Source organism: Belnapia rosea, assembly GCF_900101615.1.
Lineage (GTDB): Bacteria > Pseudomonadota > Alphaproteobacteria > Acetobacterales > Acetobacteraceae > Belnapia > Belnapia rosea.
Map to the genome: position 1 here is coordinate 99,195 of NZ_FMZX01000008.1, position 23,536 is coordinate 122,730.

General features: G+C 71.8%; 22 protein-coding genes. 12 read left to right on the plus strand and 10 right to left on the minus strand.

Features of this window, described 5'->3' with window-relative positions; genetic code table 11:
• Positions 1-53: 53 nt before the first annotated feature.
• Complete coding sequence (locus BLR02_RS15225; RefSeq protein WP_090663799.1) at positions 54-1,133, minus strand: A/G-specific adenine glycosylase; 1,080 nt, start codon at positions 1,131-1,133, stop codon at positions 54-56.
• Between BLR02_RS15225 and BLR02_RS15230 the strand changes: the two genes are divergently transcribed.
• The 3 genes from BLR02_RS15230 to BLR02_RS15240 are packed head-to-tail and all read left to right on the plus strand — an operon-like array spanning position 1,134 to position 6,864.
• A complete protein-coding gene (locus tag BLR02_RS15230; protein WP_090568425.1) occupies positions 1,134-1,598 on the plus strand; it encodes a DUF721 domain-containing protein in 465 nt (154 codons plus the stop codon).
• 29 nt (positions 1,599-1,627) lie between these two features.
• Entirely contained in the window at positions 1,628-2,236 is a 609-nt protein-coding gene (locus tag BLR02_RS15235; RefSeq protein ID WP_090663800.1) for a DsbA family protein, read from the plus strand.
• The gene (locus tag BLR02_RS15240) at positions 2,233-6,864 is read left to right on the plus strand and encodes an AAA family ATPase (protein WP_090663801.1); all 4,632 of its coding nucleotides are present in this window, start codon (positions 2,233-2,235) and stop codon (positions 6,862-6,864) included. Before BLR02_RS15235 ends, BLR02_RS15240 begins: the two co-directional genes overlap by 4 nt.
• Positions 6,865-6,868: 4 nt before the next feature.
• Here BLR02_RS15240 and BLR02_RS15245 read toward each other — a convergent pair whose 3' ends face one another.
• Positions 6,869-7,930 carry a sensor histidine kinase gene (locus BLR02_RS15245; protein WP_176849591.1) on the minus strand — a complete coding sequence of 354 codons (1,062 nt, stop codon included), beginning with the start codon at positions 7,928-7,930 and terminating at the stop codon, positions 6,869-6,871.
• A gap of 151 nt (positions 7,931-8,081) precedes the next feature.
• On the opposite strand from BLR02_RS15245, the gene BLR02_RS15250 reads away from it, so the two are divergent.
• The 7 genes from BLR02_RS15250 to BLR02_RS15280 all read left to right on the plus strand — a co-directional run bounded on the left by BLR02_RS15250 (position 8,082) and on the right by BLR02_RS15280 (position 14,331).
• Complete coding sequence (locus BLR02_RS15250) at positions 8,082-9,947, plus strand: ABC transporter ATP-binding protein (RefSeq protein WP_090663854.1); 1,866 nt, start codon at positions 8,082-8,084, stop codon at positions 9,945-9,947.
• 152 nt (positions 9,948-10,099) lie between these two features.
• Complete coding sequence (locus BLR02_RS29530) at positions 10,100-10,396, plus strand: AtpZ/AtpI family protein (RefSeq protein WP_176849592.1); 297 nt, start codon at positions 10,100-10,102, stop codon at positions 10,394-10,396.
• 19 nt (positions 10,397-10,415) lie between these two features.
• Positions 10,416-11,174 carry a F0F1 ATP synthase subunit A gene (locus BLR02_RS15260; RefSeq protein ID WP_090568407.1) on the plus strand — a complete coding sequence of 253 codons (759 nt, stop codon included), beginning with the start codon at positions 10,416-10,418 and terminating at the stop codon, positions 11,172-11,174.
• Between the two features lie 55 nt (positions 11,175-11,229).
• Positions 11,230-11,454, plus strand: coding sequence for an ATP synthase subunit C family protein (locus tag BLR02_RS15265; protein WP_043338292.1), 225 nt, complete (start codon positions 11,230-11,232; stop codon positions 11,452-11,454).
• A 73-nt stretch (positions 11,455-11,527) separates the two neighbouring features.
• Entirely contained in the window at positions 11,528-12,130 is a 603-nt protein-coding gene (locus BLR02_RS15270) for a F0F1 ATP synthase subunit B family protein (RefSeq protein WP_090663803.1), read from the plus strand.
• Positions 12,130-12,636 (plus strand): F0F1 ATP synthase subunit B family protein, encoded by a 507-nt coding sequence (locus BLR02_RS15275; RefSeq protein ID WP_090663804.1) that lies wholly within the window; start codon positions 12,130-12,132, stop codon positions 12,634-12,636. Before BLR02_RS15270 ends, BLR02_RS15275 begins: the two co-directional genes overlap by 1 nt.
• Positions 12,637-12,756: 120 nt before the next feature.
• The gene (locus BLR02_RS15280; protein WP_090663805.1) at positions 12,757-14,331 is read left to right on the plus strand and encodes an ABC transporter substrate-binding protein; all 1,575 of its coding nucleotides are present in this window, start codon (positions 12,757-12,759) and stop codon (positions 14,329-14,331) included.
• Between the two features lie 42 nt (positions 14,332-14,373).
• Here BLR02_RS15280 and BLR02_RS15285 read toward each other — a convergent pair whose 3' ends face one another.
• Both BLR02_RS15285 and BLR02_RS15290 read right to left on the minus strand, forming a co-directional pair.
• Positions 14,374-15,450 (minus strand): TRAP transporter substrate-binding protein, encoded by a 1,077-nt coding sequence (locus tag BLR02_RS15285; RefSeq protein ID WP_090663806.1) that lies wholly within the window; start codon positions 15,448-15,450, stop codon positions 14,374-14,376.
• A 201-nt stretch (positions 15,451-15,651) separates the two neighbouring features.
• A complete protein-coding gene (locus BLR02_RS15290) occupies positions 15,652-16,743 on the minus strand; it encodes a TRAP transporter substrate-binding protein (RefSeq protein WP_090568393.1) in 1,092 nt (363 codons plus the stop codon).
• Positions 16,744-16,868: 125 nt separating this feature from the next.
• Here BLR02_RS15290 and BLR02_RS15295 point away from each other — a divergent pair, with 125 nt between their 5' ends.
• Positions 16,869-17,780: an NAD(P)-dependent oxidoreductase gene (locus tag BLR02_RS15295; protein ID WP_090663807.1), complete on the plus strand. Its 912-nt coding sequence runs from the start codon at positions 16,869-16,871 to the stop codon at positions 17,778-17,780.
• Between the two features lie 4 nt (positions 17,781-17,784).
• The gene (locus BLR02_RS15300) at positions 17,785-18,195 is read left to right on the plus strand and encodes a GFA family protein (protein WP_245704799.1); all 411 of its coding nucleotides are present in this window, start codon (positions 17,785-17,787) and stop codon (positions 18,193-18,195) included.
• Positions 18,196-18,202: 7 nt separating this feature from the next.
• On the opposite strand, the gene BLR02_RS15305 is transcribed toward BLR02_RS15300, so the two are convergent.
• The 6 genes from BLR02_RS15305 to gcvH are packed head-to-tail and all read right to left on the minus strand — an operon-like array spanning position 18,203 to position 23,535.
• Positions 18,203-18,388, minus strand: coding sequence for a hypothetical protein (locus tag BLR02_RS15305; protein ID WP_090568388.1), 186 nt, complete (start codon positions 18,386-18,388; stop codon positions 18,203-18,205).
• A complete protein-coding gene (locus BLR02_RS15310) occupies positions 18,388-19,314 on the minus strand; it encodes an alpha/beta hydrolase family protein (RefSeq protein ID WP_090568386.1) in 927 nt (308 codons plus the stop codon). Before BLR02_RS15310 ends, BLR02_RS15305 begins: the two co-directional genes overlap by 1 nt.
• Positions 19,315-19,364: 50 nt before the next feature.
• Positions 19,365-19,691, minus strand: a complete 327-nt coding sequence (locus BLR02_RS15315; RefSeq protein WP_090568383.1) for a cupin domain-containing protein — start codon at positions 19,689-19,691, stop codon at positions 19,365-19,367.
• A gap of 18 nt (positions 19,692-19,709) precedes the next feature.
• Positions 19,710-20,267: an NUDIX hydrolase gene (locus BLR02_RS15320; protein ID WP_090663808.1), complete on the minus strand. Its 558-nt coding sequence runs from the start codon at positions 20,265-20,267 to the stop codon at positions 19,710-19,712.
• Positions 20,264-23,161: an aminomethyl-transferring glycine dehydrogenase gene (gene gcvP / locus BLR02_RS15325; RefSeq protein ID WP_090663809.1), complete on the minus strand. Its 2,898-nt coding sequence runs from the start codon at positions 23,159-23,161 to the stop codon at positions 20,264-20,266. The genes BLR02_RS15320 and gcvP overlap by 4 nt, the downstream gene beginning before the upstream one ends.
• Entirely contained in the window at positions 23,158-23,535 is a 378-nt protein-coding gene (gene gcvH, locus BLR02_RS15330) for a glycine cleavage system protein GcvH (protein WP_090663810.1), read from the minus strand. The genes gcvP and gcvH overlap by 4 nt, the downstream gene beginning before the upstream one ends.
• Position 23,536: the final 1 nt, after the last annotated feature.

The following is a 23,536-nucleotide window of genomic DNA, read 5'->3' on the forward strand; positions in this document are numbered from 1 at the left end:
CGTCGGGCTGAGGTTTGCCCGGACCTCCGCCTGCCGCAACCCGGCTTCGGCGATCACGCCCTGACCGCCGCAAGCTCGAGCAGCCGCCGCATCACGGTCGGCAGCGCCGCACCAGCCTCGGCCAGGGGCCGCATCTCCATCCCCTCAGGTGGCTCGAGGCGGGGCAGCGCGGCGGCGTAGAGCACCATCTCCAGCTCGAAATGGGTGAAGCCGTGCCGCGCCACGCCCGGCACGCGCCGCCAGGCTGGGCCCGGCACCGGCGCATGGGCCAGCGCCTCCGCCTCGCCCCAGGGCGCTGCCCGCCATTCCGTGCCGGGGAGTTCCAGCATGCCGCCGAGCAGCCCGCGCGGCGGCCGCCGCCGCAGCAGGACCCGCCCCTCGGCATCCGTCAGCAGGAAATGCGCGCCATGGCGCAGCGGCCGGGCCCGCTTCGGCGACTTCCGGGGCAACTCCGCCTGGATGCCGCGCCGCTGCGCCAGGCATTCGCCGCGCCAAGGACAGAGGGCGCAGGCCGGCGTCCTCGGCGTGCAGATGGTGGCGCCAAGGTCGAACAGGGCCTGGGCGAAGTCACCCGGCCGGGCGCGGGCCGCCGCATCGGCCATGAAGCCCCCGGCGGCGGCGGCGAGCCGGGGCTTGGCCGCGGGCAGCGGCGTCTCCTCGGCCAGCAGCCGGGCCACCACGCGCTCGACATTGCCATCGGCCGGCACCACCGGCTCGTCGAAGGCGATGGCGGCCACGGCGGCGGCGGTATAGGCGCCGATCCCCGGCAGGTCGCGCAGCGCCCCGGCGGTGCGGGGGAAACCGCCCATCGCCGTGACGGCCTTGGCGCAGGCATGCAGGTTGCGGGCGCGGGCGTAGTAGCCGAGGCCGGCCCATTCCTCCATCACCGCCGCCTCGGGCGCGGCGGCCAGGGCGGCGATATCGGGGAAACGGGCCAGGAAACGCTCGAATCGGGGGCCAACCGCCGCCACCGTCGTCTGTTGCAGCATGACCTCGGAGAGCCAGACGCGGTAGGGATCGGGACGGCCGCCATCGCTGCGGCGGAAGGGCAGGGTCCGGCGGTGGCGGTCGTACCAGGCGAGCAGTTCGGCGCCAGAGGGCAGCGGAACGGGCAAGGGGATGGGCAGGGGCATATGGCGAAAGATAGCGACGATCGGCGATTCGTCTGGGGGCCGCGTCCGCTCGGCACGCTCATTCCGCATCTGACCCGGCCGGTCTTCCGCAAGAAGAGCCCGGCCGGCGCCCTGCTGATGGCGGACTGGGCCGAGATCGTGGGTCCCGGCCTCGCCGCCGTCACCAGCCCGAAGCGCGTCACCAGCGGGACGCTGACCATCGGCTGCGTCGGCCCCGTGGCGATGGAGCTGAGCCACCTGGCGCCGCAGCTGATCGAGCGGATCAACGCCCAGCTTGGAAAACCCGTCGTGGAGCGGCTGCGCTTCGTCCAGCAGGCGGCCACCGCCACCCCGGCCCGCCCCCGGCCCGCCCCCGAGGCCAAGCTGCCCCCGCGGGTGGAGGCGGCGGTCGGTAACCTTCCGGCAGGGGAATTGCGCGAGGCGCTGGCAAAGCTCGCCCGAGGCGTCTATCGGAACCGCGGATAACCCCAAGCCGATTGCCCATCGGAGGCCGCATGCCCTTCTCCCGCCGCCTGATCCTGGCGATGCCCGCGCTGATCGCCGCGCCCGCCCTGGCCCAACCCGCCGATCCGCGGCTGGGCGAGCGTGGCATCGGCCGGCCGGATGCGCCGGTGAAGGTCATGGAGTTCTTCTCCCTCACCTGCACCCATTGCGCCAGCTTCCACAAGGACACCCTCCCCCAGGTGAAGCGGGACCTGGTGGAGACGGGGGCCATCCGGCTTATCTGGGTCGATTTTCCGCTCGACCAGCTGGCGCTGGCCGCTGCCTGCATCGCCCGCACCCTGCCGGCGGAGCGCTACGAGGGCTTCATCGGCGCGCTGCTGGCGAACCAGGACCGCTGGGCCTTCACCCGGGGCGACCCGCGCGAGGAGCTGGCGAAGATGGCCGCGCTCGCCGGGCTCAGCCGCGCCAAGTATGACGAGGTGCTGGCGGATGACGGGCTGAAGCGCGCCATCATCGAGCAGCGCATGACGGCGGAGAAGCAGTACAACGTCTCCGCCACCCCAAGCTTCGCCTTCCAGGGCCGCGCCACGCGCAACCAGTCCGGCAACATGAGCTATGACCGGTTCCAGCAGCTGGTCGAGGAAGCGAGGCGCGGTTGAGCGAAGCGACGCCCGAGGACGCCCCAGCGGAAACCCCAGCGGCCGAGGCCCCGGCCGATGAGCCACGGCGCGACGCGCCGCGGGCGACGCTCGCCCGCCTGCGCATTGCCGGCTTCAAGAGCTTCGCCGAGGCGACGCTGGTCGAGGTCCTGCCAGGGCTGACCGGCATCGTCGGCCCGAATGGCTGCGGCAAGTCCAATGTCGTCGAGGCGCTACGCTGGGCGATGGGCGAGACCTCCGCCCGCTCCATGCGCGGCGGCGAGATGGAGGACGTGATCTTCGCCGGCACGGCCACCCGGCCGGGGCGCAACCTCGCCGAGGTCTCGCTCTACCTGGAGGAGGCGGCCGGCCTTGCCCCACCGCCCCATGCGGATGCGCCGGATCTCGAGATCATCCGCCGCATCGCCCGCGGCGACGGCTCCTCCTTCCGGATCAATGGCCGCGAGGTCCGGGCGCGCGACGTGCAGACCATGTTCGCCGATATCGGCTCGGGCGCCCGCGCCTCGGCCATGGTGAGCCAGGGCCGGGTCGCCGCCATGATCGGCGCCAAGCCTGAGGAACGGCGGCAGGTGCTGGAGGAGGCAGCCGGCATCAGCGGCCTCCGCGCCCGGCGGCACGAGGCGGAGCTGAAGCTGCGCCAGGCGGAGACCAATCTCGGCCGGGCGGAGGACCTGCTCGGCCAGCTGGATACGCAGCGGCAATCGCTGCAGCGCCAGGCGCGGCAGGCCAACCGCTACCGTAACCTCTCCGGCCTGGTGCGTGGGGCGGAGGCGGAGTGGCTGGCCCTGCTGCGGGCCCGGGCCCAGGCGGCACTGGCCGTGGCCTCGGCGGAATTCGCCCGGGCCTCGGCAGCCACCAAGGCGGCGGAAGCAGAAGCGGAAGCGGCCGCGCTGCGCAGCTTCGCCGCCGAGCGCGGCATCCCCGCGCCGCGCGAGGCGGAGGCGGTGGCCCGTACCGCGCTGGAGCGCCGCCGCGTCGAGGCCGAGGGGCTGGACGCCGAGGAGCGCCGCGCCCGCGAGGCACTCGCCGCCGCCGAGGCGCAGCTCACCCAAATCATCCGCGACCTCACCCATGCCGAGGCGGTGGAGGGCGATGCGCTGGCCGCCGAGGCCCGGCTGGCCCGCGAGGGTGCGGCGCTGGCCGAGGCGGAAGCGAGCCTGCCCGCCCGGCTGGAGGCCGCCGCCGCGGCGCTCGCCGAGGCCACCGAGGCCGCCCGCGCCGCCGAGCGCGCCGCCAATACGGCGACCGAGGAGGCTGCCGCCATCGCCGCCCGCGCCAATGCCGCGAGCATGGAACTGGCCGCCAGCGGCGAGCGCGCCCGGCGCCTCGGTGCCCAGCGCGACGCGCTGGCGGCCGAACATGCCGCGGCGCTGGCCGCCTGCATCCCGCCCGAACGCCTCGCCACCGCGGAGGCAGCGGCCGGCGAGGCTTCGTCCCGGCTTGAGGCCGCCCGCACGGCCCTGGGCGAAGCCGAGACGGCCCGTGCCGCGGCGCAGGACGCCCATGCGGCGGCCCGGCGCGAGACCACCGCCGCCGAGGCGGAGGCCGCCCGGACCCGCACGGCGCTGGCCGAGGCGGAGCAGCGGGCCGGGCGCATCGCCGCCCAGCATGCCCGGCTCTCCGCCGATCACCAGGCAGCCCTGGCCGGGCGCATCGCTCCGGAGCGGCTGGCCGGGGCGGAGGCGGCCATCGCCGCGGCCGAGGCCGCGCTCGCCGAGGCCCGAACCCGGCTGGAGGCCGCCGAAGCCACCCGCGTCACGGCGCAGGAGGCGCATGCCACGGCCCGCCGCCGCATGGCCGAGGCCCGCAGCGGCCGCGACCGGGCCATGGCCGAGCAGACGGCAGCCGCCCAGCGCGCCGCCCAGGCCCGCGCGCAACACGGCAGGCTGCTGGCCGAGCGGGATGCCGCCCGCGCCGCCGCCGTGCCGCCCGAGGCCGTCGCCGCCGCCCGGAACGGCGCGGCCGAGGCGGAGGCCGCGCTCGCCGCCGCCCTCGCCGCGGTCACCGGGGCCGAGGCCGGGCGCGCCGCCGCCGCCGCCCGCCATGCCGAGGCCCGCACCGCCGCCGCCGAGGCCGAGGCGGATCGCGCCCGCGCCACCGCCGAGGTGGAGGCACTCAGTGAGACGCTGGCCGCCGGCGCGGGTGCCGGCAGCGCCGCGCCGCCCGTGCTCGACGCCGTCTCCGTCCCACCCGGCCTCGAGGCCGCGCTGGGCGTGGCGCTTGGCGAGGCGCTGGAGAGCCCGACCGACCCCACCGCCGCCCGGCATTGGTGCGACCTGCCACCCGACCCCACGGCGCCCGCCCTGCCGGAGGGGCTGGTGCCCCTCGCCAGCCTGGTCGTGGCACCGCCGGCCCTGGCCCGTGCCCTGTCCCAGATCGGCCTGCTGCCCGAGGGGGCGGATGGCGCCGTCCTGCAGGCCCGCCTCGCCCCCGGCCAGGCCGTGGTGGCGCGGGACGGTGCCGCCTGGCGCTGGGATGGCCATACCGCCCGGGCCGATGCGCCGAACCCCGGCGCGGTGCGGCTGCAGCAGCGCAACCGCCTCGCCGCCGCCAGCGCCCGGCTGCAGGAGGCGACCGAGGCCGCCGCCACGGCCTCCCGTATCCGCGCCGAAGCCGCAGCCGCCGAAGCCGCCGCCGGCACGGCGGAGGCGGGTGCGCGCGAGGTCCGCCGGCAGGCCGAGGCCCGCCTCGCCGCCGCCCGCGCCGAGGCCAGCCGCCTCTCCGCCGCCGCCGCCGAGGCGGAGAGCCGGATCGGCGCACTGGAACCGCAACTGGCCCGCCTGGCCGAGGCGCTCGGCGAGGCCGAGACGGCCGCGGCAGCGGCGGCCGAGGCGCTGGCCGGCCTTCCCGCCCCCGAGGCCGCCGCTGCCGAGATGCAGTCCGCCGCCCGCGCCGAGGCCGAAGCCGGTGCCGCCGAAGGTGCCGCCCGGCGCCAGCGGGCCGAGGCCGAGACGGCGCTGCAGCGGTCCCGCGCCGCTGCCGCCAGCCTCGCCGCCACTGCCGCCCAGGCGGAGAGCCGGATCGGCGCCCTCGCACCGCAGCTCGACCGCCTCGGCACCGAACGGGCCGAGGCGGAGGCCGCCCTCGCCACGCTGCGCGAGGCCCTGGCCGCCCTGCCCGATCTCGATGCCCTGCGCGCCGCCGCCGAGGCCGCCCGCCGCCGCGAGGCCGAGAGCCTGGCCGCCGAGGCCACCGCACGGGAAGCGCGCGGCAGGGCGGAGGGCTCGTTGCAGGCCGCCCGCGACGAGGCCGCCCGCCTCACCGCCGCCGCCGCCCAGGCGGACAGCCAAGTAGCCGCCCTGGCCCCGCAGCTCGACCGGATCACGGCGGAAGCAGCGGAGGCCGGGGCGGCTCTCGACCGCGCCCGCGCCGCCCAGGCCGGGCTGCCCGATCTCGGCAGCGTCCGCGCCGGGGTGGAATCAGCGCGCGGGGCGCTCTCCACCGCGCGTAGCCAGGAAGGCGCGGCACTCGAGGCCCAGGCCGGGCTGCGGGCGGAGCGCGAGCGCCTGGCCACCCGGCGCGCCGCCATCGCCGCCGAGGGTAAGGATTGGGCGACCCGTCGCACCGATGCCGCCGGCCGGCTGGAAGAACTCCGCCAACGTGCCGCCGAGGCGCGGGAAGCGCGGGACGAGCTCGCCGAATTGCCGGAGGCCGCCGCCGCCCGCCGCCGCCAGGCCGGCGCCGTGCTGGCCGAGGCGGAGGCAGCCCATGCCATGGCGGCCACCGCCCTCGCCGCCGCCGAGACCGAACGCCACGCCGCCGCCGAAGCCCGGCGCGCCGCCGATGCCGCCTTCGCCGCCGCCCGCGAGGCGCAGCTCCGCGCCGAGGGCGCCGCCAGCCAGGCCGAGGCCGCCGCCGCCGCGGTGGAGGAGCGCGTCACGGAGCGGCTCGGCGAAGGGGCCGAGCTGCCGGCGCCGGAGGAGCTCTCGGACACCGCCGAGGACCGGGCACGCCGCAAGCTGGAACGCCTGGCCCGCGAGCGCGAGGAGATGGGCCCGGTCAACCTCCGCGCCGATGTCGAGATGGAGGAGATCGAGACCCGCATCGCCACCATCACGCGGGAGCGGGAGGAGATCGGCACCGCCATCGCCAAGCTGCGCGGCTCGATCGGCGCCCTGAACCGCGAGGGGCGGGAGCGGCTGCGGACGATCTTCGACCGGGTGAACACCGAGTTCCAGAGCCTGTTCGGCCGGCTCTTCGGCGGCGGGCGGGCGCATCTGGCCCTGGTCGGCTCGGAGGATGCGCTGGAGGCAGGGCTCGAGATCTATGCCGAGCCGCCGGGGAAGCGGCTCTCGGCGCTGTCCCTGCTCTCGGGCGGCGAGCAGGCGCTGACCGCGCTGTCCCTCATCTTCGCCGTCTTCCGCTGCCAGCCGGCGCCGGTCTGCGTGCTCGACGAGGTGGACGCACCGCTCGACGACGCCAATGTCGAGCGGCTCTGCGACCTGCTGGAGGCGATGGCGGCCGAGAGCGGCACGCGCTTCCTGATCGTCACCCACCATCCGCTGACCATGGCGCGGATGCACCGCCTCTACGGCGTGACGATGCAGGAGCGTGGGGTGAGCCGGCTGCTCAGCGTCGATCTCGGCCGGGCGGTGGAAATGGTCGAGGGGCAGGCGGCGGCGGAATAGGCGGTCAGCCCTCCCTGGCGCCCACCACCCGGGCCGGGAAGCGCATCTCGACATGGGTGCCGATGCCGCCGGGGCCTGGCCCGCGGGTGAAGGTGCCGCGGAGCTGCGCCGCCATGCCACGCAGCAGCCGCGTGCCGAGGCCGGTGCCGAGCGGCCGCGTGCGGCTGCCGGCCGCGGTCTGGTCCTCCGGCGGGGTGCCGGTGCCGTCATCCTCGATGGTCAGCAGGAAATCGCGGTCGAGCTGGATGAACTGCACCCTCACCCGGCCGGGCCGCTCATCCGGGAAGGCGTATTTCAGCGCATTCGTCACGCACTCGTTCAATACCAGGCCGACCAGGATGGCGCGTTCCGAATCAATCGGATGGGCCTCCGCCATGGCCGTCAGCACCACCGGCCGCAGCCCTTCGGTGGCATGGGTGCGGGCCAGCTCCATCGCCAGCCCCTCGATGAAGGTGCGGCTGTCGACCGAGGTCGGGTCGTCCTCATGGATCGCTTCCTGGGCCAGCAGCGTGTGGACGCGGGCCAGCGCCTTGGCATGCTCCGCCGCCTCGCGCAGCCCGTCCTGCGCGGCGGAGGAGGGCGCGGCCCGGGCCCGGAGCAACAGCAGGGCCACCAGGGACTGCAGGTCGTTCCGGCTGCGGTGGCGGAATTCCTGCAGCAGCAGGCGCCGCTGGGCATCCGTGCGGGCCAGGGCGGCATGCGCCTCCTGCAGCCGCAGCAGGGTCGCCTGGAAGGCGCCGATCACCAGGCCGATGAAGGTGCTGATGACGATGAAGAGGCCGAGCGCCCAGAGCTGCCGCTCATCCTCGACCACCAGGCTGTAGATGGGCGGCAGATAGGCCCAGACGATCCAGAGGGCCGAGAGGAATGTAGCCAGGAGCGCGGAGCCGCTGCCGAACAGCGTCGCGCTGAACAACACGCCAAGGATCGGCATCAGGAAGCTGTTCTGGTGCGGCAGGACGTTCCGCAGCGCCTCGCGCAGAACGAAGGCGCTGATGACGACCAGCCCAGTCAGGGAAACTCGCAGCCAGGGCGGCAGGGATTGCGCCCGGCCGATGGCCGACATGAATGCCGAGAATGAGATCATTGCGCCACGAACGATCTCGGCTGCTGAGAGACGCCTCACCGCGCGATTTCGTGAAACACCAACCCGGCCGGCAGCGGTCCGGGTGATCGCGGCGCTTGATCTTCCAGCCACCGGCGCGCGTTGTGCCGGCATGCCCTTCCGCTTCTTCGAGCGCCTGGTCGATCCCGTCGCGCGCCCCGGCACTCATGCCGCCCGATTCTTCGGCAGCGCGGTGCCGGAAGGCCCGCCGCCCCGCAACCTCGCCGGCTTCTACTGGCACTTCATCGGCCAGGCGCGGGCGCTGTTCGCCGCGCTCTTCGTCGCGGGGCTGCTGGTGGCCCTGCTGGACGCGGCGATCCCGGCCATGATCGGCCGGCTCGTGGCGCTGCTGACCAGCCATGCGCCGGACCGGCTCTGGGCCGAGGCCTGGCCGACCCTGCTCGGGATGGGCGCGCTGGTCCTGATCGGCCGGCCAGGCGCGGTGCTGCTGCAGAACCTCATCACCCAGCAGGGGATCAACGGCAATTTCACCTCGCTGGTGCGCTGGCAGAGCCACTGGCAGGTGGTCCGCCAGGGCCTGCCCTTCTTCCAGGAGGATTTCTCGGGCCGCATCTCGAACCGGGTGATGCAGGCGGGGCCGGCGCTGCGCGAGAGCGTGGTGCAGGTGGTCAATGCCGTCTGGTACATCCTGGTCTACGGCACGGCGGCGCTCATCCTGCTGGCCGGGGCGGATTGGCGGCTGGCCATGCCGATCGCCGTCTGGTTCCTCGCCTATGCCGCCCTGCTGCGGGTGCTGGTGCCCAGGATGCGGGACCGCTCCCGCGAGGCGAGCGCCCAGCGCAGCCAGCTCACCGGGCGGATCGTTGACAGCTATACGAATATCCAGACGGTGAAGCTCTTCGCCCGGGCCGAGCAGGAGGATGCCTTCGTCCGCGAGGGGCTGCTCGGGCTGAACACGGCCTTCCAGCGGCAGATGCGGCTCGTCACGCTGAACGGCTTCCTGCTCGGGACGCTGAATGCCTCGATGCTGACGGCCACCGCCGCGACCGGCATCTGGCTCTGGAGCCATGGGCAGATCGGCCTCGCGGCGGTGGCCACGGCGCTGCCGATGGCCTGGCAGATCGCCAACATCTCCGGCTGGGTGGCATTCAACGTCACCGCCATCTTCGAGAACCTGGGCGTGGTGCAGGAGGCGATGAACTCCATCGCGGCCCCCCCCACCTCGCCCGACCCGCCGGGGGCGGTGCCGCTGCGGGTTCCACGCGGCGAGATCCGCTTCGAGGGCGTGCATTTCGCCTATGGGCGGGAGACAGGGGTGATCCAGGGCCTCGACCTCGCCATCGCACCGGGCGAGCGGGTGGGGCTGATTGGGCATTCGGGGGCGGGGAAATCCACCCTGGTGAACCTGATGCTCGGCTTCTTCCGCCCCGAGAGCGGGCGCATCCTGATCGATGGCCAGGACATTGCGGGGGTGACACAGGAAAGCCTGCGCGCCGCCATCGGCGTCGTCACCCAGGACACCGCCCTGCTGCACCGCTCGATCCGCGAGAATATCCGCTACGGCCGGCCGGAGGCGAACATGGCGGAGGTCGAGGCCGCCGCCGCCCGGGCCGCGGCGGCGGGCTTCATCGGCCAGCTCCAGGATTGGCGGGGCCGGGCGGGGTATGAGGCGCATGCGGGCGAGCGGGGGGTGAAGCTCTCCGGTGGCCAGCGCCAGCGCATCGCCATCGCCCGCGTCCTGCTGAAGGACGCCCCCATCCTGGTGCTGGACGAGGCGACCAGCGCCCTCGACTCCGAGGTGGAGGCCGCGATCCAGGACCAGCTGGCCGAGCTGATGGCGGGCAAGACGGTAATCGCCATCGCCCACCGGCTCTCGACCATTGCGCGGATGGACCGCCTGGTGGTGCTGGAGCATGGTCGGATCGCCGAGCAGGGGACGCATGAGGGGCTGCTGCGCCGGGGCGGGGTCTATGCCCGGCTGTGGCGCCAGCAGAGCGGCGCCTTCGAGGCGGTGTGAGGCAGGATGGTGTGGTGCCATCGCATGACCGGGGCATGAATCGCGTGAAAAGCGCCCGCCACTGCCGATAGCGGCGCGCGGTGGATTGACACTCCGCGGGGGGGGCCTTACGAGCCCGATGCCTTCCGCCGGGGTCCGACGGAGGAGCGAGGGTGAACGAGCGAGACGACTTCGAGCGGCGACTTCGGGAGGCACGGACCCGTCAGGGTCTCGACAAGCCGGCCGAGGGCGCCAGTGGGGGTCTCCCGCCCGGTCCCATGGGGATCGGGTTCCGCGTCGGCGTTGAACTGGTCTCGGCCCTTGTGGTCGGGGTCGGGATCGGGCTGCTGCTGGACCGATGGCTCGGGACGAAGCCCTGGCTTTTCCTGCTGTTCTTCGTGGCGGGCGCCGCTGCCGGAATCATGAACATCTACAGGCTGTTCAACCCGCGCAGTGGCCGGAAGATTTGACGCGACGGGAGAGGCAGCAGTGGCCGCTGAAGGCAAAGCTATCGACGCGCTGAGCCAGTTCGAGCTGGTGCCGTTCATGGGCGCCCTCGGCGAGTCCGTGCGCTTCAGCCAATCCAATGCGCATATGCTGCTGGCCTTCGGCCTGATCGCGGCGCTGATGATCTGGGGCACGGCGAAGCGCGCCATCATCCCCGGCCGGCTGCAGGCCCTGGCCGAGAGCGGCTACGAATTCGTCCACGGCATCGTCGAAGGCCAGGTGGGTACGGAGGGCAAGCGCTACTTCCCCTTCGTCTTCTCGATCTTCATGTTCGTCCTCTTCGGCAACATGCTCGGCCTGCTGCCCTACGCCTTCACCTTCACCAGCCATATCGCGGTGACCTTCGCCCTCGCCGCGCTGGTCTTCGTCGTGGTGACGGTGGTGGCGCTGGCCATCCACGGCACGCATTTCTTCAGCTACTTCTTCCCGGAGGGTGCGCCCAAGGCGCTCGCCCCGCTGATCATCCCGATCGAGATCATCTCCTATCTCTCGCGGCCGATCAGCCTCTCCGTCCGTCTCTTCGCCAACATGGTGGCCGGTCACGTCATGCTGAAGGTGTTCGGCACCTTCGTCGTCATGATCGGCTCGGCTGCCGGCGTGCTGGGCCTCATCGGCGCAGTGCTGCCCATGGCGATGAATGTTGCCCTGGTCGGGTTCGAGATCCTGGTCGCCTTCCTGCAGGCCTATGTCTTCGCCATCCTGACCAGCATCTACCTGCACGACGCGGTGCACCTGCACTAAGCACCACCGTCGCTCAGACCTTCCGCAACCACACCACCCCTGAAGGGACACTCACATGGAAGTCGCTGCCGCCAAGGCCCTCGGGGCCGGTATCGCCGTCATCGCGCTGTTCGGCGTCGGTCTCGGGATCGGCAACATCTTCTCCTCGCTGATCACCAGCGTGGCCCGCAACCCGGCCGCCCGCGACGCCGTCTTCCCGATCGGCATTCTCGGCTTCGCGTTGACGGAAGCGGTGGCGCTCTTCGCCCTGCTGATCGCCTTCCTCATCCTCTTCACCTGAGCATTGCCTGAGGGAAGCCGACCGGCCGGGTGGCCGGTCGGCTTCGCCCGTTCGGCATGCAAGGGAGACGAGCATGAAGAAGACCATCCGGATCGCGACGCTGCTCTCGCTCGTCGCCCTGCCCGCCATGGCGCAGGTGGCGTCCGAGCATCCGGGCGCGACCAGCAGCGCCGGCATGCCGCAGCTGGATTTCGGCAATCCCTGGACGATCGCGCAGGTCGTCTGGATGCTGATCATCTTCGGCGCCCTCTACTACGTGATGGCGCGTTACGCGCTGCCGCAGGTGGAAGGTGTGCTGGCGGCGCGGCGGGCGCGGATCGAGGGCGACCTCGAAACCGCCCAGGCCGCGAAGCAACGGGCCGATGCGGCGATGGCCGAACACCAGGCCGCCACCGCCCGCGCCCGGGCCGAGGCGCAAGCCGCGATCAACGCCGCCACCCAGAAGGCCCAGGCCGAGGCCGCTACGCGCGCCGAGGCACTGAACGCCAAGCTCGCCGCCCAGATCGCGGCGGCCGAGACGCAGATCGCCACGGCACGGGACAATGCCATGGGCGCCCTGCGCCAGGTGGCGACCGACACCGCGGACGCGCTCGTCACCCGGCTCATCGGCCAGGGCGACAGCGCTGGCGTGGCCGCGGCGGTCGATCGTGAACTGGCGGCACGGGGGCAGGCCTGATGGAGCACCACTACGAACACTTCTGGCTCGACCCGAAATTCTGGGTCGCGGTCAGCTTCGTCATCTTCGTCCTGCTCGTCGGGCGGATGGCCTGGGCGCGCATCACCAGCATGCTGGACGCGAAGGCGGATCGCGTGCGGGCCGAGCTGGCCGAGGCCTCCCGCCTCAGGGTGGAGGCGGAGGCGCTGCTGAAGCAGGCCGAGGCCGAGCGCGCCGCGGCACTGACCGAGGCGCAGGACCTGCTGGCCCGCGCGCAGACGGAAGCCCAGCGCGTGGCCGAGTCCTCCGCAGCCGAGGCCGAGGCCTCCGCCAAGCGGCGGGAGCGAATGGCGCTGGACCGCATCGCCGCGGCGGAAGCCGGGGCAGTGGCCGAGGTGCGTGGTGCGGCGACGGATGTCGCAATCGCCGCGGCGCGCAACGTCATCGCCGAGCGGATCGACGCCAAAGCGGATGCGGCTCTGATCGACAGCGCGGTGGCGGGGCTTCCGGCCAAGCTGCGCGCCTGAGACCAGGGCTCACCTGCTGATTGTTGCGAACGGAGGCTGAAAGGCCTCCGTTTTGCTTTGCGGGCCCGGTTGGCCGGGTTAGCTTCCACCCCTTCGATCGCGCTGGGAGACCAAGCAACAATGCGCCGTTTCGCCCTGGCTGCCGCCCTGCTTTGCGGCACCGCCCTTTGCGCCCAGGCCCAGACCTTCCGCTGGGCCAATGACGGCGACGTCAACTCGATGGACCCCTATACCCGGCAGGAAACCTTCCTCCTCGCCTTCGGCTCCAATTTCTACGAGCCATTAGTGCGCCGAAACCAGCAGATGCAGCCGGAGCCGGCGCTGGCCGAGCGCTGGGAGCAGCCTTCGCCGACCGTCTGGCGCTTCCACCTCCGCCAGGGCGTGAAGTTCAGCGACGGTACGCCCTTCACCGCTGATGACGTCGTCTTCAGCGCCCAGCGCGCCCGCGCCCCCGGCTCCAACGTCCAGTCCGTGCTGGCCTCGGTGAAGGAGATCCGCAAGGTCGACGACCACACGGTGGAGTTCGAGACGCACCAGCCGAACCCCATCCTGATCCAGGAGATCACCAACTGGGGCATGTTCTCCCGCGCCTGGTCCGAGAAGAACAACGCGACGCGCCCGGCCGACCTCACCTCGCGCGAGGAGAATTTCGCCACCCGCAACGCCATGGGCACCGGCCCCTTCCTGCTGGTGAGCCGGGAGCCCGACCGCCGCACCGTGCTGCAGCCCAACCCGAATTGGTGGGACAAGCCGGTCCACAACCTCCAGCGCGTCGAGCTGAACATCATTGCCAATGACGCGACGCGCGTCGCGGCGCTGCTCTCGAACGAGGTGGACTTCCTCTACACCGTGCCGCCCCAGGACGTGACGCGCATCTCCAGCACCCAGGGCGTGCGCATCATCCAGGGGCCGGAGCTGCGCACTGTCTTCCTCGGCCTGGACCAGATGCGGCCGCAGCTGCTGAAGTCTGACGTGCAGGGCAAGAACCCCTTCCAGGATGTGCGGGTGCGCCGCGCCATGCTGCTGGCGATCGACATGACCGCCATCCAGCGCACCGTCATGCGCGGCCAGTCGCGGCCCTCGAACCTGCTCTACGGCCCGGGCGTGAACGGCTTCGTCGAGGCGGATGACGTGCGCCCGGCGGTCAATGTCAACGAGGCGAAGCGGCTACTGACCGAGGCCGGCTACCCGAACGGCTTCGGCGTGACGCTGGACTGCCCGAACGACCGCTACGTCAATGACGAGGCGATCTGCACGGCGGCCGTCTCCATGCTCGCCCGCATCGGCATCCGGGTGACGCTGAACGCCCAGACCCGTGCCCGCTTCTTCGCCGAGGTGAACGCGCCGCGGTACAACACCAGCTTCTACATGCTGGGCTGGACGCCCACGACCTCGGATGCGCACAACTCGCTCTACAGCCTGGCGGGCTCGCGCAACGGCACGCGCGGCGTGTTCAACAACGGCGGCTATGCCAACGCCCAGTTCGACACCCTGGTCGACCAGATCGCGGTGGAGACGGACCCGGCCAAGCGCCAGGCGATGATCAGCCAGGCGAGCAAGATCCTGCAGGACGATGTCGCCTACATCCCGCTGCACCAGCAGCAGATCGTCTGGGCGGCGCGGCAGGGCGTCGAGGTGCCGCAGACGGCGGACAACTACATCCAGCTCCGCTTCGTGCGGATGCCGGCGCGATAAGGCGAAGTCGGGCCCGGGGAGCCTTCTCCCCGGGCCTTCTTTTCAGCTCCGCTCCGCGATGGCGAGGAAGTTGGCGCTGCTGTCCTCCGCCACCCGGAACCAGCCCTGCACGTCGCGGCGGAAGCGGTCCCAATGCGCATGCACCCGCTTGAAGCGCGGGTTGCGCTCGCCGATCTCGGCATAGGTGTCCTGCGTCGCCTTGTGGCAGGCCGCCAGCACCTCCCGCGGATAGGCGCGGAGCTGGGTGCCGCCGGCGATGAGCCGCCGCAGGGCCTGCATGTTCAGCATGTCGTAGCGCGAGAGGCTCCAGACGGTGGTCTCGCCCGTCACCACCTCCAGCACCTGCTGGTACTGCTTCGGCAGCGCCTCCCAGGCGCGGGTATTGACCATCAGCTCGCTCTGCGAGCAGGCCTCCCACCAGCCCGGGTAGTAGTAGTAGGGCGCGACGCGGGCGAGGCCGAGCTTCTCGTCGTCATGCGGCCCGACCCATTCGGCGCCATCCACCACGCCGCGCTCGAGCGCCGGGTAGATATCCGCCGCGCCGAGCTGCTGCGCGACGACGCCGAGCTTGGTCAGCACCGTCCCGGCGATGCCGGCGATGCGGAATTTCAGCCCGTTCAGGTCCTGCACGGTGCGGATCTCCTTCCGCAGCCAGCCACCCATCTGCGCGCCGGTATTACTGCAGGGCAACGCCACCACCCCCTGGTCACGATAGACCTCCTGCATCAGCTCGGCACCGCCGCCATGATGGATCCAGGCCAGGTGCTGGCGGGCATTCAGGCCGAAGGGCATGACCGTGCCGAAGCCGAGGGTCGGGTCCTTGCCGATATAGTAGTAGGCGGCGGTATAGCCGCACTCCACCGTGCCCCCGCCGACCGCATCCATCACCTGCAGCGCCGGCACCAGCTCCCCGGCGGCGAAGGGACGGATCTGGAAGGCGCCGCCGGTCAGCTCGGCGACGCGGCGGGAGATCATCTCCTGCACGCCCCAGAGCACATCCGTCGATTTCGGGAAGCTTCCGGCCGAGCGCCACAGGATCTGCGGCTGGGCGGAGGCAAGGCTCGGGGCAGCGAGCACCGGCGCGGCGGCGCCCGCGGCCAGAAGGCCACGGCGATTCATACGGGGACTCTCCCTATCGGTCTTGCTGGCCACTCTCGGACGGGCGGCCTGCATCAAGTCTAGCCAGGGAAAGCGGGAACGACGAAGGCGAAATCAGCGAAGGTGGCACCCATGCCACCTTCGCCATGCGCCCGGAGTAACCTGCTCGCTACCACACAGCAGGCCGGAGCCTCCTCCGTGAGCCAGTAGGGTGACGAAGGCCTATCGCTGCGCGGTTGCCGCCGCCAGGAAGTTGCCGAGCGAGTCCTCGGCCACGCGCAGCCACTGGGTCTGTTCGAGCCGGAAGGCATCCCACTTCTCGTGAATGCGCTTGAAGCGCGGATTCTGCGCCCCGATCTCGGAATAGAGCTCCTGGCTGGCCCGGTAGCAGGCGGTCAGCACATCGCGCGGGAAGCCGCGGAGCTGGGTGCCGGAGGCGATGAGCCGGCGCAGCGCCGCCGGGTTCAGCACGTCGTAGCGCGCCGCCATCCAGTGCCAGCTCTCGGTGCAGGCGGCATTCAGCACGGCCTTGTACTGCGAGGGCAGTTCCTCATAGGCCTTGGCATTCACCATCAGGTCGATCGAGGGCGAATACTCCCACCAGCCTGGATAGTAGTAGTACTGGGCGACGCGGTTGAAGCCGAGCTTCTCGTCGTCATAGGGCCCGACCCATTCGGCGCCGTCGATGACGCCACGCTCCAGCGCCGGGTAGATGTCCGGACCGCCGATCTGCTGCGTCACCACGCCGAGCTTGCCGAGGACATTGCCGCCATAGCCGGCGATGCGGAACTTCAGCCCCTTCAGATCCTCGACCGACTTGATCTCCTTCCTGAACCAGCCGCCCATCTGCGCCGCGGTGTTGCCGGCCGGGATGCCGACCACGCCCTGGTCGCGATAGACCTCGGCATAGAGCTCCCGCGCTCCACCATGGGTCAGCCAGGCCCAGTGCTGGCGCGAGGACAGGCCGAAGGGCAGGCAGGTGACCAGCGCGAGCGAGGGGTCCTTGCCGAGATAGTAGTAGCCGCTGGTGAAGCCGCACTCGACATTGCCGTTGCCGACCGCATCCATCACCTGCAGGGCGGGGACCAGCTCGCCAGGGCCGAAGACCTGGATCTGGAAGGCCCCGTCGGTCATTTCCGAGACACGCTTGGCGATGAATTCCTGCGTGCCGTAGAGGGTGTCGAGGGATTTCGGGAAGCTGCCCGGGCAGCGCCAGCGGATGCGCGGCTGGGCGGAGGCGAGGTTCGGCGTGGCCAGCACAGCGGCGCCGGCCGTGCCGGCGGCACCCGTCGCGATGAAGCGGCGGCGATTCATACGATAACTCTCCCTGGTTCGGTTTCCCTCCGGGAGATTGCGCGGAATAGGCTCATGGCGCAACGACCGAGCGTCTTTCCGGCCGCGCCACGCAATGCCAGTCTCCCGCCCCTATGGAGGGACATATGAGCGAGTCGCGCGACAAGATCGGTTTCATCGGGCTCGGGCGCATGGGGCGGGGCATGGCCTCCAGCATCCGCCGCAAGCAGCATCCGCTGACGGTGCATGACATCGCGCCGGGGCCAGTGGCGGCGCTGGAGGAGCTGGGCGCGGCCTCGGCCGGCAGCGCGGCCGCCGTGGCGCAGGCGAGCGACGTGGTGCTGACCATGCTGCCGGGGCCGAAGGAGGTCCAATCCTCGATCCTCGGGACCGACGGCATCCTCGCCAATATCAAGCCCGGCGGGCTGGTGATGGACATGTCGACGGTCGATCCGGAGACGACGGATGCGCTCGCCGCCGCCTGTGCCGAGCGGGGCATCGGCTTCGTCGATGCACCGGTCGGGCGCCTCGCCTGGCATGCGGACCGGGGCGAGTCGCTCTTCATGGTCGGCGCCAGCGATGCCGACTTTGCCCGAGTCTCGCCGCTGCTGGAGGCGATGGGCAGCACCATCCACCATTGCGGGGGGCCGGGGACGGGCACGCGCACCAAGCTGGTCAACAACTACCTCGCCATCATCCTCTGCCAGCTGAATGCCGAGGCGCTGTCGCTCTCCGCCGCCTTCGGCCTCGACCTCGAGAAGACGCTCGAGGTGCTGCACGGCACGACGGCGACCAACGGGCAGCTCAAGGTGAACTGGCCGAACAAGGTGCTGGCCGGCGATACCGAGCCGGGCTTCGCCATCGACCTGGCGCACAAGGACCTGTCGCTGATCGTGCAGGCGGCGAATGCGGCGAAGGTGACGCTGCCGGTCGCCGCCATCACGCGGGAAGCCTTCAGCAGCGCCCGCGGCCGCGGCTGGGGGCAGAAGGATTTCTCGGCCATGCTCGATGCGCAGTGCGAGCTGGCGGGGATCAAGCCGCCGCGCTTGAAGGGCTGACCAGATGGCGCCAGGGCCGGCCGTGCTGACCGGGCGGTGCCATTGCGGCGCCATCCGCTACGAGATGCCGGCGGAGGTGCTGCACCATGCGCTGTGCCATTGCGGCGATTGCCGGCGCCATGCCGGCGCGCCGATGGTGGCCTGGGCGATGGTGCCGGCCGGGCAGCTCAAGGTCACCGGCCAGCCGAAGGTGTACCGCTCCTCCGACCATGGACGGCGGCATTTCTGCGAGAAATGCGGCACGGGCCTGTTCTACGTCAACGAGGCCATGCTGCCCGGCATGGTCGATATCCAGACCGGCACCCTGGACGACCCCGGCGCCCTTCCGGCGCAGGCGCATATCCAGGTGGCCGAGCGGATCGGCTGGATGGAGACCGCGCATGCGCTCCCCAGCTTCGACCGCTATCCCGGCTGAAGGCGGCTCAGTCGTCCCGCCCGCCCGGCGTGCTGTCCGTGACGCCGGGCGGATCGGGGTAGAGGTCGGAGGGCACCTTGGCCTTCGGGTTGGTGGTGGTGTTGCCCTGCTGGACCTTGGCCGTCGTGGTCTTGGAATTAGGGTCGGCGGTGTTCATCGGCTCCGAGGCGCCGGTGGGCTTCTGTTCCGTCATCATCCGAAATCCTTGCATTCGAGGCGGTCGGCCGGCGTCAGCACATCCGGCATGCCCGCCAGCAGCGCCGCCCGCGCCGCGCCGTCCCCGAGCATCATGGCCCGGAGGAAGGCGACCGAGAGGGTGGCAGTGCGGGCGTGATAGGTCGGGTCCGCCCAGCGTGGGCCGGCCCCACCCTCATCGGCGAAGGCGGCATGGTTGGCCCCGGCGAGCACCGCGAGGGACTGGGGCGGGCCGCTGATCGAGCGGAAGGGCAGCTCCCGGTCCTCGGCGGAGGCGCCATCGATATAGCCGGCATCCAGCGTGCCGGTGACATGCAGCATCGGCCGGGCCATGCGGCCGAAGGCGAAGCGGGGCGGAAGGCCACGCGGCGGAATCGGCGAGAGGGCAATGCCGGCCTTCAGCCGCGGATCGGGCAGCGCCAGCCCATGCTCGCCGCCCGGCAGGCGCTGGCCCAGCATGTGCTGCACCACCCAGGCGCCATAGGAATGGCCGGCGATCGCCAGCCGGCCGGGATCCACCCGGCCGCGCAGCGAGGGACGGCGCATGATCTCGTCGAGGGCGAAGACGCCGTCCTGCAGCCTGGCCAGCGCCTGCCCGGCATCGAGTGCCGCAGCGGACATGGCGGCGGAGAGATCGCCCCGTCCCTGCCAGACGGCGCTGTCCGTTCCCGGATGCTGGATATGGATGGCGACGAACCCCGCCTCCGCCAGTGCCCGGCCGAGATAGCCAAGCCCCTCGCGGGAGCCGCCGAGCCCGTGCGAGACCAGCACCGCGGGCGCCGGGGCCTCGTCCTCCGGCAGGCGGACCAGCACGGGCAGCGTGCGGTTGCGGGCGCCGTCGGTCCAGCTTTCCCGGGTCATCGGCGCAGCCAGCGCCGCGCAGGGCAACAGGCCGGCAAGGGCGAGGAGGCGGCGACGCTGCATCGGGTCCGGGCTTCGGTCACCCGGGCCGAACGCCGGCCGCCGCTGCCGGTTCAGGCCGCCTCGCCACCTTCGGGGCCGTAGAAGACCACCCAGGTGGCGAAATCCTCCGAGAAATCCTCGAAGCGATGCTCGGCGCCGGCAGGGGCGAAGAGCATGTCGCCGGCACGGCACGGGCTGAGCTCGTCGCCGCAGCGGAAGCGGCCATGGCCGGAGACGACGACATAGACCTCGTCCCGCCCATGCGGGGTCTGCGGGTCCACGCCATGCGGCGCGTACCAGCGCACCTCGAGCGAGCCATGGTGGAAGATCTCGGCCGAGAGCCGGCCGGGCGCATTCGGCATCCGCGCGGCCTGGGCGGCGGGGAAGGCATGGCGCATGGGACTGTTTCCTCGCGGTCAGAAGCCGATCCGGCCCGCCTTCCGCAACGCCAGGAGCAGGCCACCGACATGGTTGGCATTGCCGATCAGCCCTTCGCCCAGCCCGGCGAGCACGGTTGCCAGCGGCAAGGCTTCCAACGCGATTTCCTCGCCATGGTCCAACCGCTGCCGGCCGGAGGGCGTGGCACCCTCCGCCAGCACGACATGGACGCGGTTGCCGGCATGGGCCGGGTCGTTGCACAGGCTGGCAACGAGTTCGAAGCGGGGCGCATCATGCCCCGTCTCCTCGGCGAATTCGCGGCGGGCGGCGGCGACCGGGTCGCCCTCACCCGGCTCGACCATGCCGCCCGGCAGTTCGAGCACCGCCGCGCCGGCACCGGGGCGGAACTGGCGGACCAGCAGCAGGCGGCTATCCGGCGTCAGCGCGACGACATTCACCCAATCCGCCCAGTCGAGCATGTACCAGGGGTCGAGCACCGCGCCGTCGCCGGTCTCCCAGGCTTCGGCGCGGAGATGGACCCAGCGGTCGCGGTGGACGGTGCGGTTGCCCGTCCGCCGCCAGGGCCGGATGGTCACTCCGCCGCCTGGAGGTGCATCCGCTCCGCATAGGCCTCGAGCGGGGCGCAGGTGCAGACCAGGTTGCGGTCGCCATGGACATTGTCCACGCGCTTCACCGGCGGCCAGTACTTGTGCGCCCGGACGAAGGCGAGCGGGAAGGCCGCCTCCTCCCGGCTGTAGGGATGCGCCCAGTCCGTCGCCATGACCTCGGCGGCGGTGTGGGGCGCGTTCTTCAGCGGGTTGTCGGCGCGGTCGCTGCGGCCCTGCTCCACCGCGCGGATCTCGGCGCGGATGGCGATCATGGCGTCGCAGAACCGGTCCAGCTCCTCCTTCGGCTCGCTCTCGGTGGGCTCCACCATCAGCGTGCCGGAGACGGGCCAGGACATGGTCGGCGCGTGGTAGCCGTAATCCTGCAGCCGCTTGGCGATGTCCTCGACCAGCACGCCGCCGCCCTGCTGGAAGCCGCGGCAGTCGAGGATGCACTCATGCGCCACCATCCCGCGCAGGCCCCGGTAGAGCACGGGGAAGTGCCCCTCCAGCCGCCGGGCGATGTAGTTGGCGGAGAGGATGGCGACCTGCGTCGCCCGCGTCAGCCCCTCGGCGCCCATCATGCGGATATAGGCGTAGGAGATGGGCAGGATCGCCGCGCTGCCGAAGGGCGCGGCCGAGACCGGGCCATAGCCCGTCGCCGGGCCCGCGCCACGATGGAAGGGATGGTTCGGCAGATGCGGCGCCAGATGCGCGGCGACGCCGATCGGCCCGACGCCCGGCCCGCCGCCGCCATGCGGGATGCAGAAGGTCTTGTGCAGGTTCAGGTGGCAGACATCGGCGCCGATGGCGGCCGGCGAGGTCAGGCCGACCTGCGCGTTCATGTTCGCCCCGTCCATGTAGACCTGGCCGCCATGGCGATGGATCAGGGCGCAGATCTCGCGGATCTGCTCCTCGAAGACGCCATGGGTGGAGGGGTAGGTCACCATCAGCGCGGCGAGCCTGTCGGCATGCTGCGCGGCCTTGGCCTCGAGGTCCTTGAGGTCCACGTTGCCGTCGCGGTCGCAGCCGACGACGACGACCTTCATCCCCGCCATCACCGCCGAGGCTGGGTTGGTGCCATGGGCGCTGCTCGGGATGAGGCAGACATTGCGCTGGTCGTTGCCCTGGGCGCGGTGCCAGGCGCGGATGGCGAGCAGACCGGCATATTCGCCCTGGCTGCCGGCATTGGGCTGCAAGGAGACGGCCGCGAAGCCGGTGACGGCGCACAGCCAACCCTCCAGCCGCTTGATCATGGCGAAGTAGCCCTCCGCCTGATCCTCCGGCGCGAAGGGGTGGATGTCGGCGAAGCCCGGGAAGGTGACCGGGATCATCTCCGCCGTCGCGTTCAGCTTCATCGTGCAGGAACCGAGCGGGATCATGCTGCGGTTCAGCGCGACATCCTTGTCCTCGAGCCGCTTGAGGTAGCGCAGCATCGCATGCTCGGAGTGATGGCTGCGGAAGACCTCGGCGGTGAGATAGGGGCTGCGGCGGGCGAGCGCCTCGGGCAGGCTGGCCTCGGGCTGCAGCGCCTCCAGCGCAGCGCCGCCGAGCAGCTCGGCGAGGGAGGCGAGATCTTCGCGCGTCACCGTCTCGTCGAGGGCGATGGAGACGCAGCCGGTCTCTGTGCGCCAGAGGTTGAAGCCGCGCGCGACCGCGCCCTGCATCAGCGCATCGGCGCGCTCACCGGCCTCGATGGCGATGGTGTCGAAGAAGGCACCGTGGCGCAGGGTGAAGCCGCCACGCCGCGCCGCATCGGCCAGCAGCCGCGCCTGGAGGTTCACCCGCCGGGCGAGGCGCGCCAGGCCCTCGGGCCCGTGCCATACGGCATACATCCCCGCCATGACGGCGAGCAGCACCTGGGCGGTGCAGATGTTGGAGGTCGCCTTCTCGCGGCGGATGTGCTGCTCGCGTGTCTGCAGGGCGAGGCGCATGGCCGGGTTGCCCGCCGCATCGACCGAGACGCCGACCAGCCGGCCGGGCAGCAGCCGCTTCAGCCCATCCTTCACCGCCATATAGGCGGCATGCGGCCCGCCATAGCCGAGGGGGACGCCAAAGCGCTGGGTGCTGCCGATGACGACATCGGCGCCCATCTCGCCGGGCGGCGTCAGCAGGCAGAGCGAGAGCGGATCGGCGGCGACGATGGCGAGGCCACCCGCCGCCTGCACCGCGGCGATCTCGGGCGCTAGGTCGCGCACCTCGCCGGTGGTGCCGGGATATTGCAGCAGCAGGGCGAAGGGCTTCTCCGCCTCGGCGGCCGCGGCGATGCCGGCGGGCGGGGCGACGACGACCTTGATTCCAACCGGCTCGGCGCGGGTGCGGACGACGGCGAGCGTCTGCGGGTGCAGGTCGGCCGCGACCAGCAGCGTGTCGCCCTTCCCCTTATGCGCGGCATGGGCCAGCGCCACCGCCTCGGCCGCGGCCGTGCCCTCGTCGAGGAGGGAGGCATTGGCGACCGGCAGGCCGGCCAGCTCGGCCACCATGGTCTGGAAATTGACCAGCGCCTCGAGCCGCCCCTGGGCGATCTCCGCCTGATAGGGCGTGTAGGCCGTGTACCAGCCCGGATTCTCCAGCACGTTGCGGAGGATCACCGGCGGGGTGTGGGTGCCGTGATAGCCGAGGCCGATCAGGGACTTCACCCGCTGGTTCCGCTCGCTCAGCGCACGCAGCTCGGCGATGACCTCCGCCTCGGTCGCCGGCGGCGGCAGGGCCGAGAGATCGGCGCCGGCGATGGCGGCCGGCACGGTGCGGCCGGCCATCTCCTCGAGGCTGGCCGCGCCGACGAGGCGCAGCATCTCGGTGATGTCCTCGGGCCCCGGGCCGATATGGCGGCGGGCGAATTCGGCGCCATCCTCCAGCGCCGTCAGTTCAGCGAGGATGCTCATGCCTGGCTGTCCACGAAGGCGGCATAGGCGGACTCGTCCATCAGCGCACCGATGGCGGCCGGGTCCGCCGGCTCGATCTTGAAGAACCAGCCCGAGCCGGTCGGCTCGCGGTTGATGAGGCCGGGGTCGTCGGTCAGCGCCGCATTCACCTCGACGACGCGGCCGGCGATCGGCGCATAGACATCCGATGCGGCCTTCACGCTCTCGACCACGGCGATGGCCTCGCCGGCCGCGACCTCGCGCCCGACCTCGGGCAGGTCGACGAAGACCACGTCCCCGAGGGCGTTCTGGGCATGGTCGGTGATGCCGATGGTCGCGGCATCGCCCTCGGCCTGCACCCACTCATGGTCCTGGGTGTATTTCAGCTCTGGCATT

What these genes read in the sequence shown, in the direction of transcription:
- BLR02_RS15290 (WP_090568393.1), bottom strand. Translation starts at nt 16,743, where the DNA reads ATGAATCGCCGCCGCTTCATCGCGACGGGTGCCGCCGGCACGGCCGGC.
- BLR02_RS15310 (WP_090568386.1), bottom strand. Translation starts at nt 19,314, where the DNA reads ATGCAGCGTCGCCGCCTCCTCGCCCTTGCCGGCCTGTTGCCCTGCGCG.
- BLR02_RS15285 (WP_090663806.1), bottom strand. Translation starts at nt 15,450, where the DNA reads ATGAATCGCCGTGGCCTTCTGGCCGCGGGCGCCGCCGCGCCGGTGCTC.
- BLR02_RS15230 (WP_090568425.1), top strand. Translation starts at nt 1,134, where the DNA reads ATGGCGAAAGATAGCGACGATCGGCGATTCGTCTGGGGGCCGCGTCCG.
- gcvP (WP_090663809.1), bottom strand. Translation starts at nt 23,161, where the DNA reads ATGAGCATCCTCGCTGAACTGACGGCGCTGGAGGATGGCGCCGAATTC.
- BLR02_RS15235 (WP_090663800.1), top strand. Translation starts at nt 1,628, where the DNA reads ATGCCCTTCTCCCGCCGCCTGATCCTGGCGATGCCCGCGCTGATCGCC.
- BLR02_RS15295 (WP_090663807.1), top strand. Translation starts at nt 16,869, where the DNA reads ATGAGCGAGTCGCGCGACAAGATCGGTTTCATCGGGCTCGGGCGCATG.
- BLR02_RS15300 (WP_245704799.1), top strand. Translation starts at nt 17,785, where the DNA reads ATGGCGCCAGGGCCGGCCGTGCTGACCGGGCGGTGCCATTGCGGCGCC.
- BLR02_RS15305 (WP_090568388.1), bottom strand. Translation starts at nt 18,388, where the DNA reads ATGACGGAACAGAAGCCCACCGGCGCCTCGGAGCCGATGAACACCGCC.
- BLR02_RS15250 (WP_090663854.1), top strand. Translation starts at nt 8,082, where the DNA reads ATGCCCTTCCGCTTCTTCGAGCGCCTGGTCGATCCCGTCGCGCGCCCC.
- BLR02_RS15275 (WP_090663804.1), top strand. Translation starts at nt 12,130, where the DNA reads ATGGAGCACCACTACGAACACTTCTGGCTCGACCCGAAATTCTGGGTC.
- BLR02_RS15265 (WP_043338292.1), top strand. Translation starts at nt 11,230, where the DNA reads ATGGAAGTCGCTGCCGCCAAGGCCCTCGGGGCCGGTATCGCCGTCATC.
- BLR02_RS15280 (WP_090663805.1), top strand. Translation starts at nt 12,757, where the DNA reads ATGCGCCGTTTCGCCCTGGCTGCCGCCCTGCTTTGCGGCACCGCCCTT.
- BLR02_RS15245 (WP_176849591.1), bottom strand. Translation starts at nt 7,930, where the DNA reads ATGTCGGCCATCGGCCGGGCGCAATCCCTGCCGCCCTGGCTGCGAGTT.
- BLR02_RS15270 (WP_090663803.1), top strand. Translation starts at nt 11,528, where the DNA reads ATGAAGAAGACCATCCGGATCGCGACGCTGCTCTCGCTCGTCGCCCTG.
- BLR02_RS15315 (WP_090568383.1), bottom strand. Translation starts at nt 19,691, where the DNA reads ATGCGCCATGCCTTCCCCGCCGCCCAGGCCGCGCGGATGCCGAATGCG.
- BLR02_RS15225 (WP_090663799.1), bottom strand. Translation starts at nt 1,133, where the DNA reads ATGCCCCTGCCCATCCCCTTGCCCGTTCCGCTGCCCTCTGGCGCCGAA.
- gcvH (WP_090663810.1), bottom strand. Translation starts at nt 23,535, where the DNA reads ATGCCAGAGCTGAAATACACCCAGGACCATGAGTGGGTGCAGGCCGAG.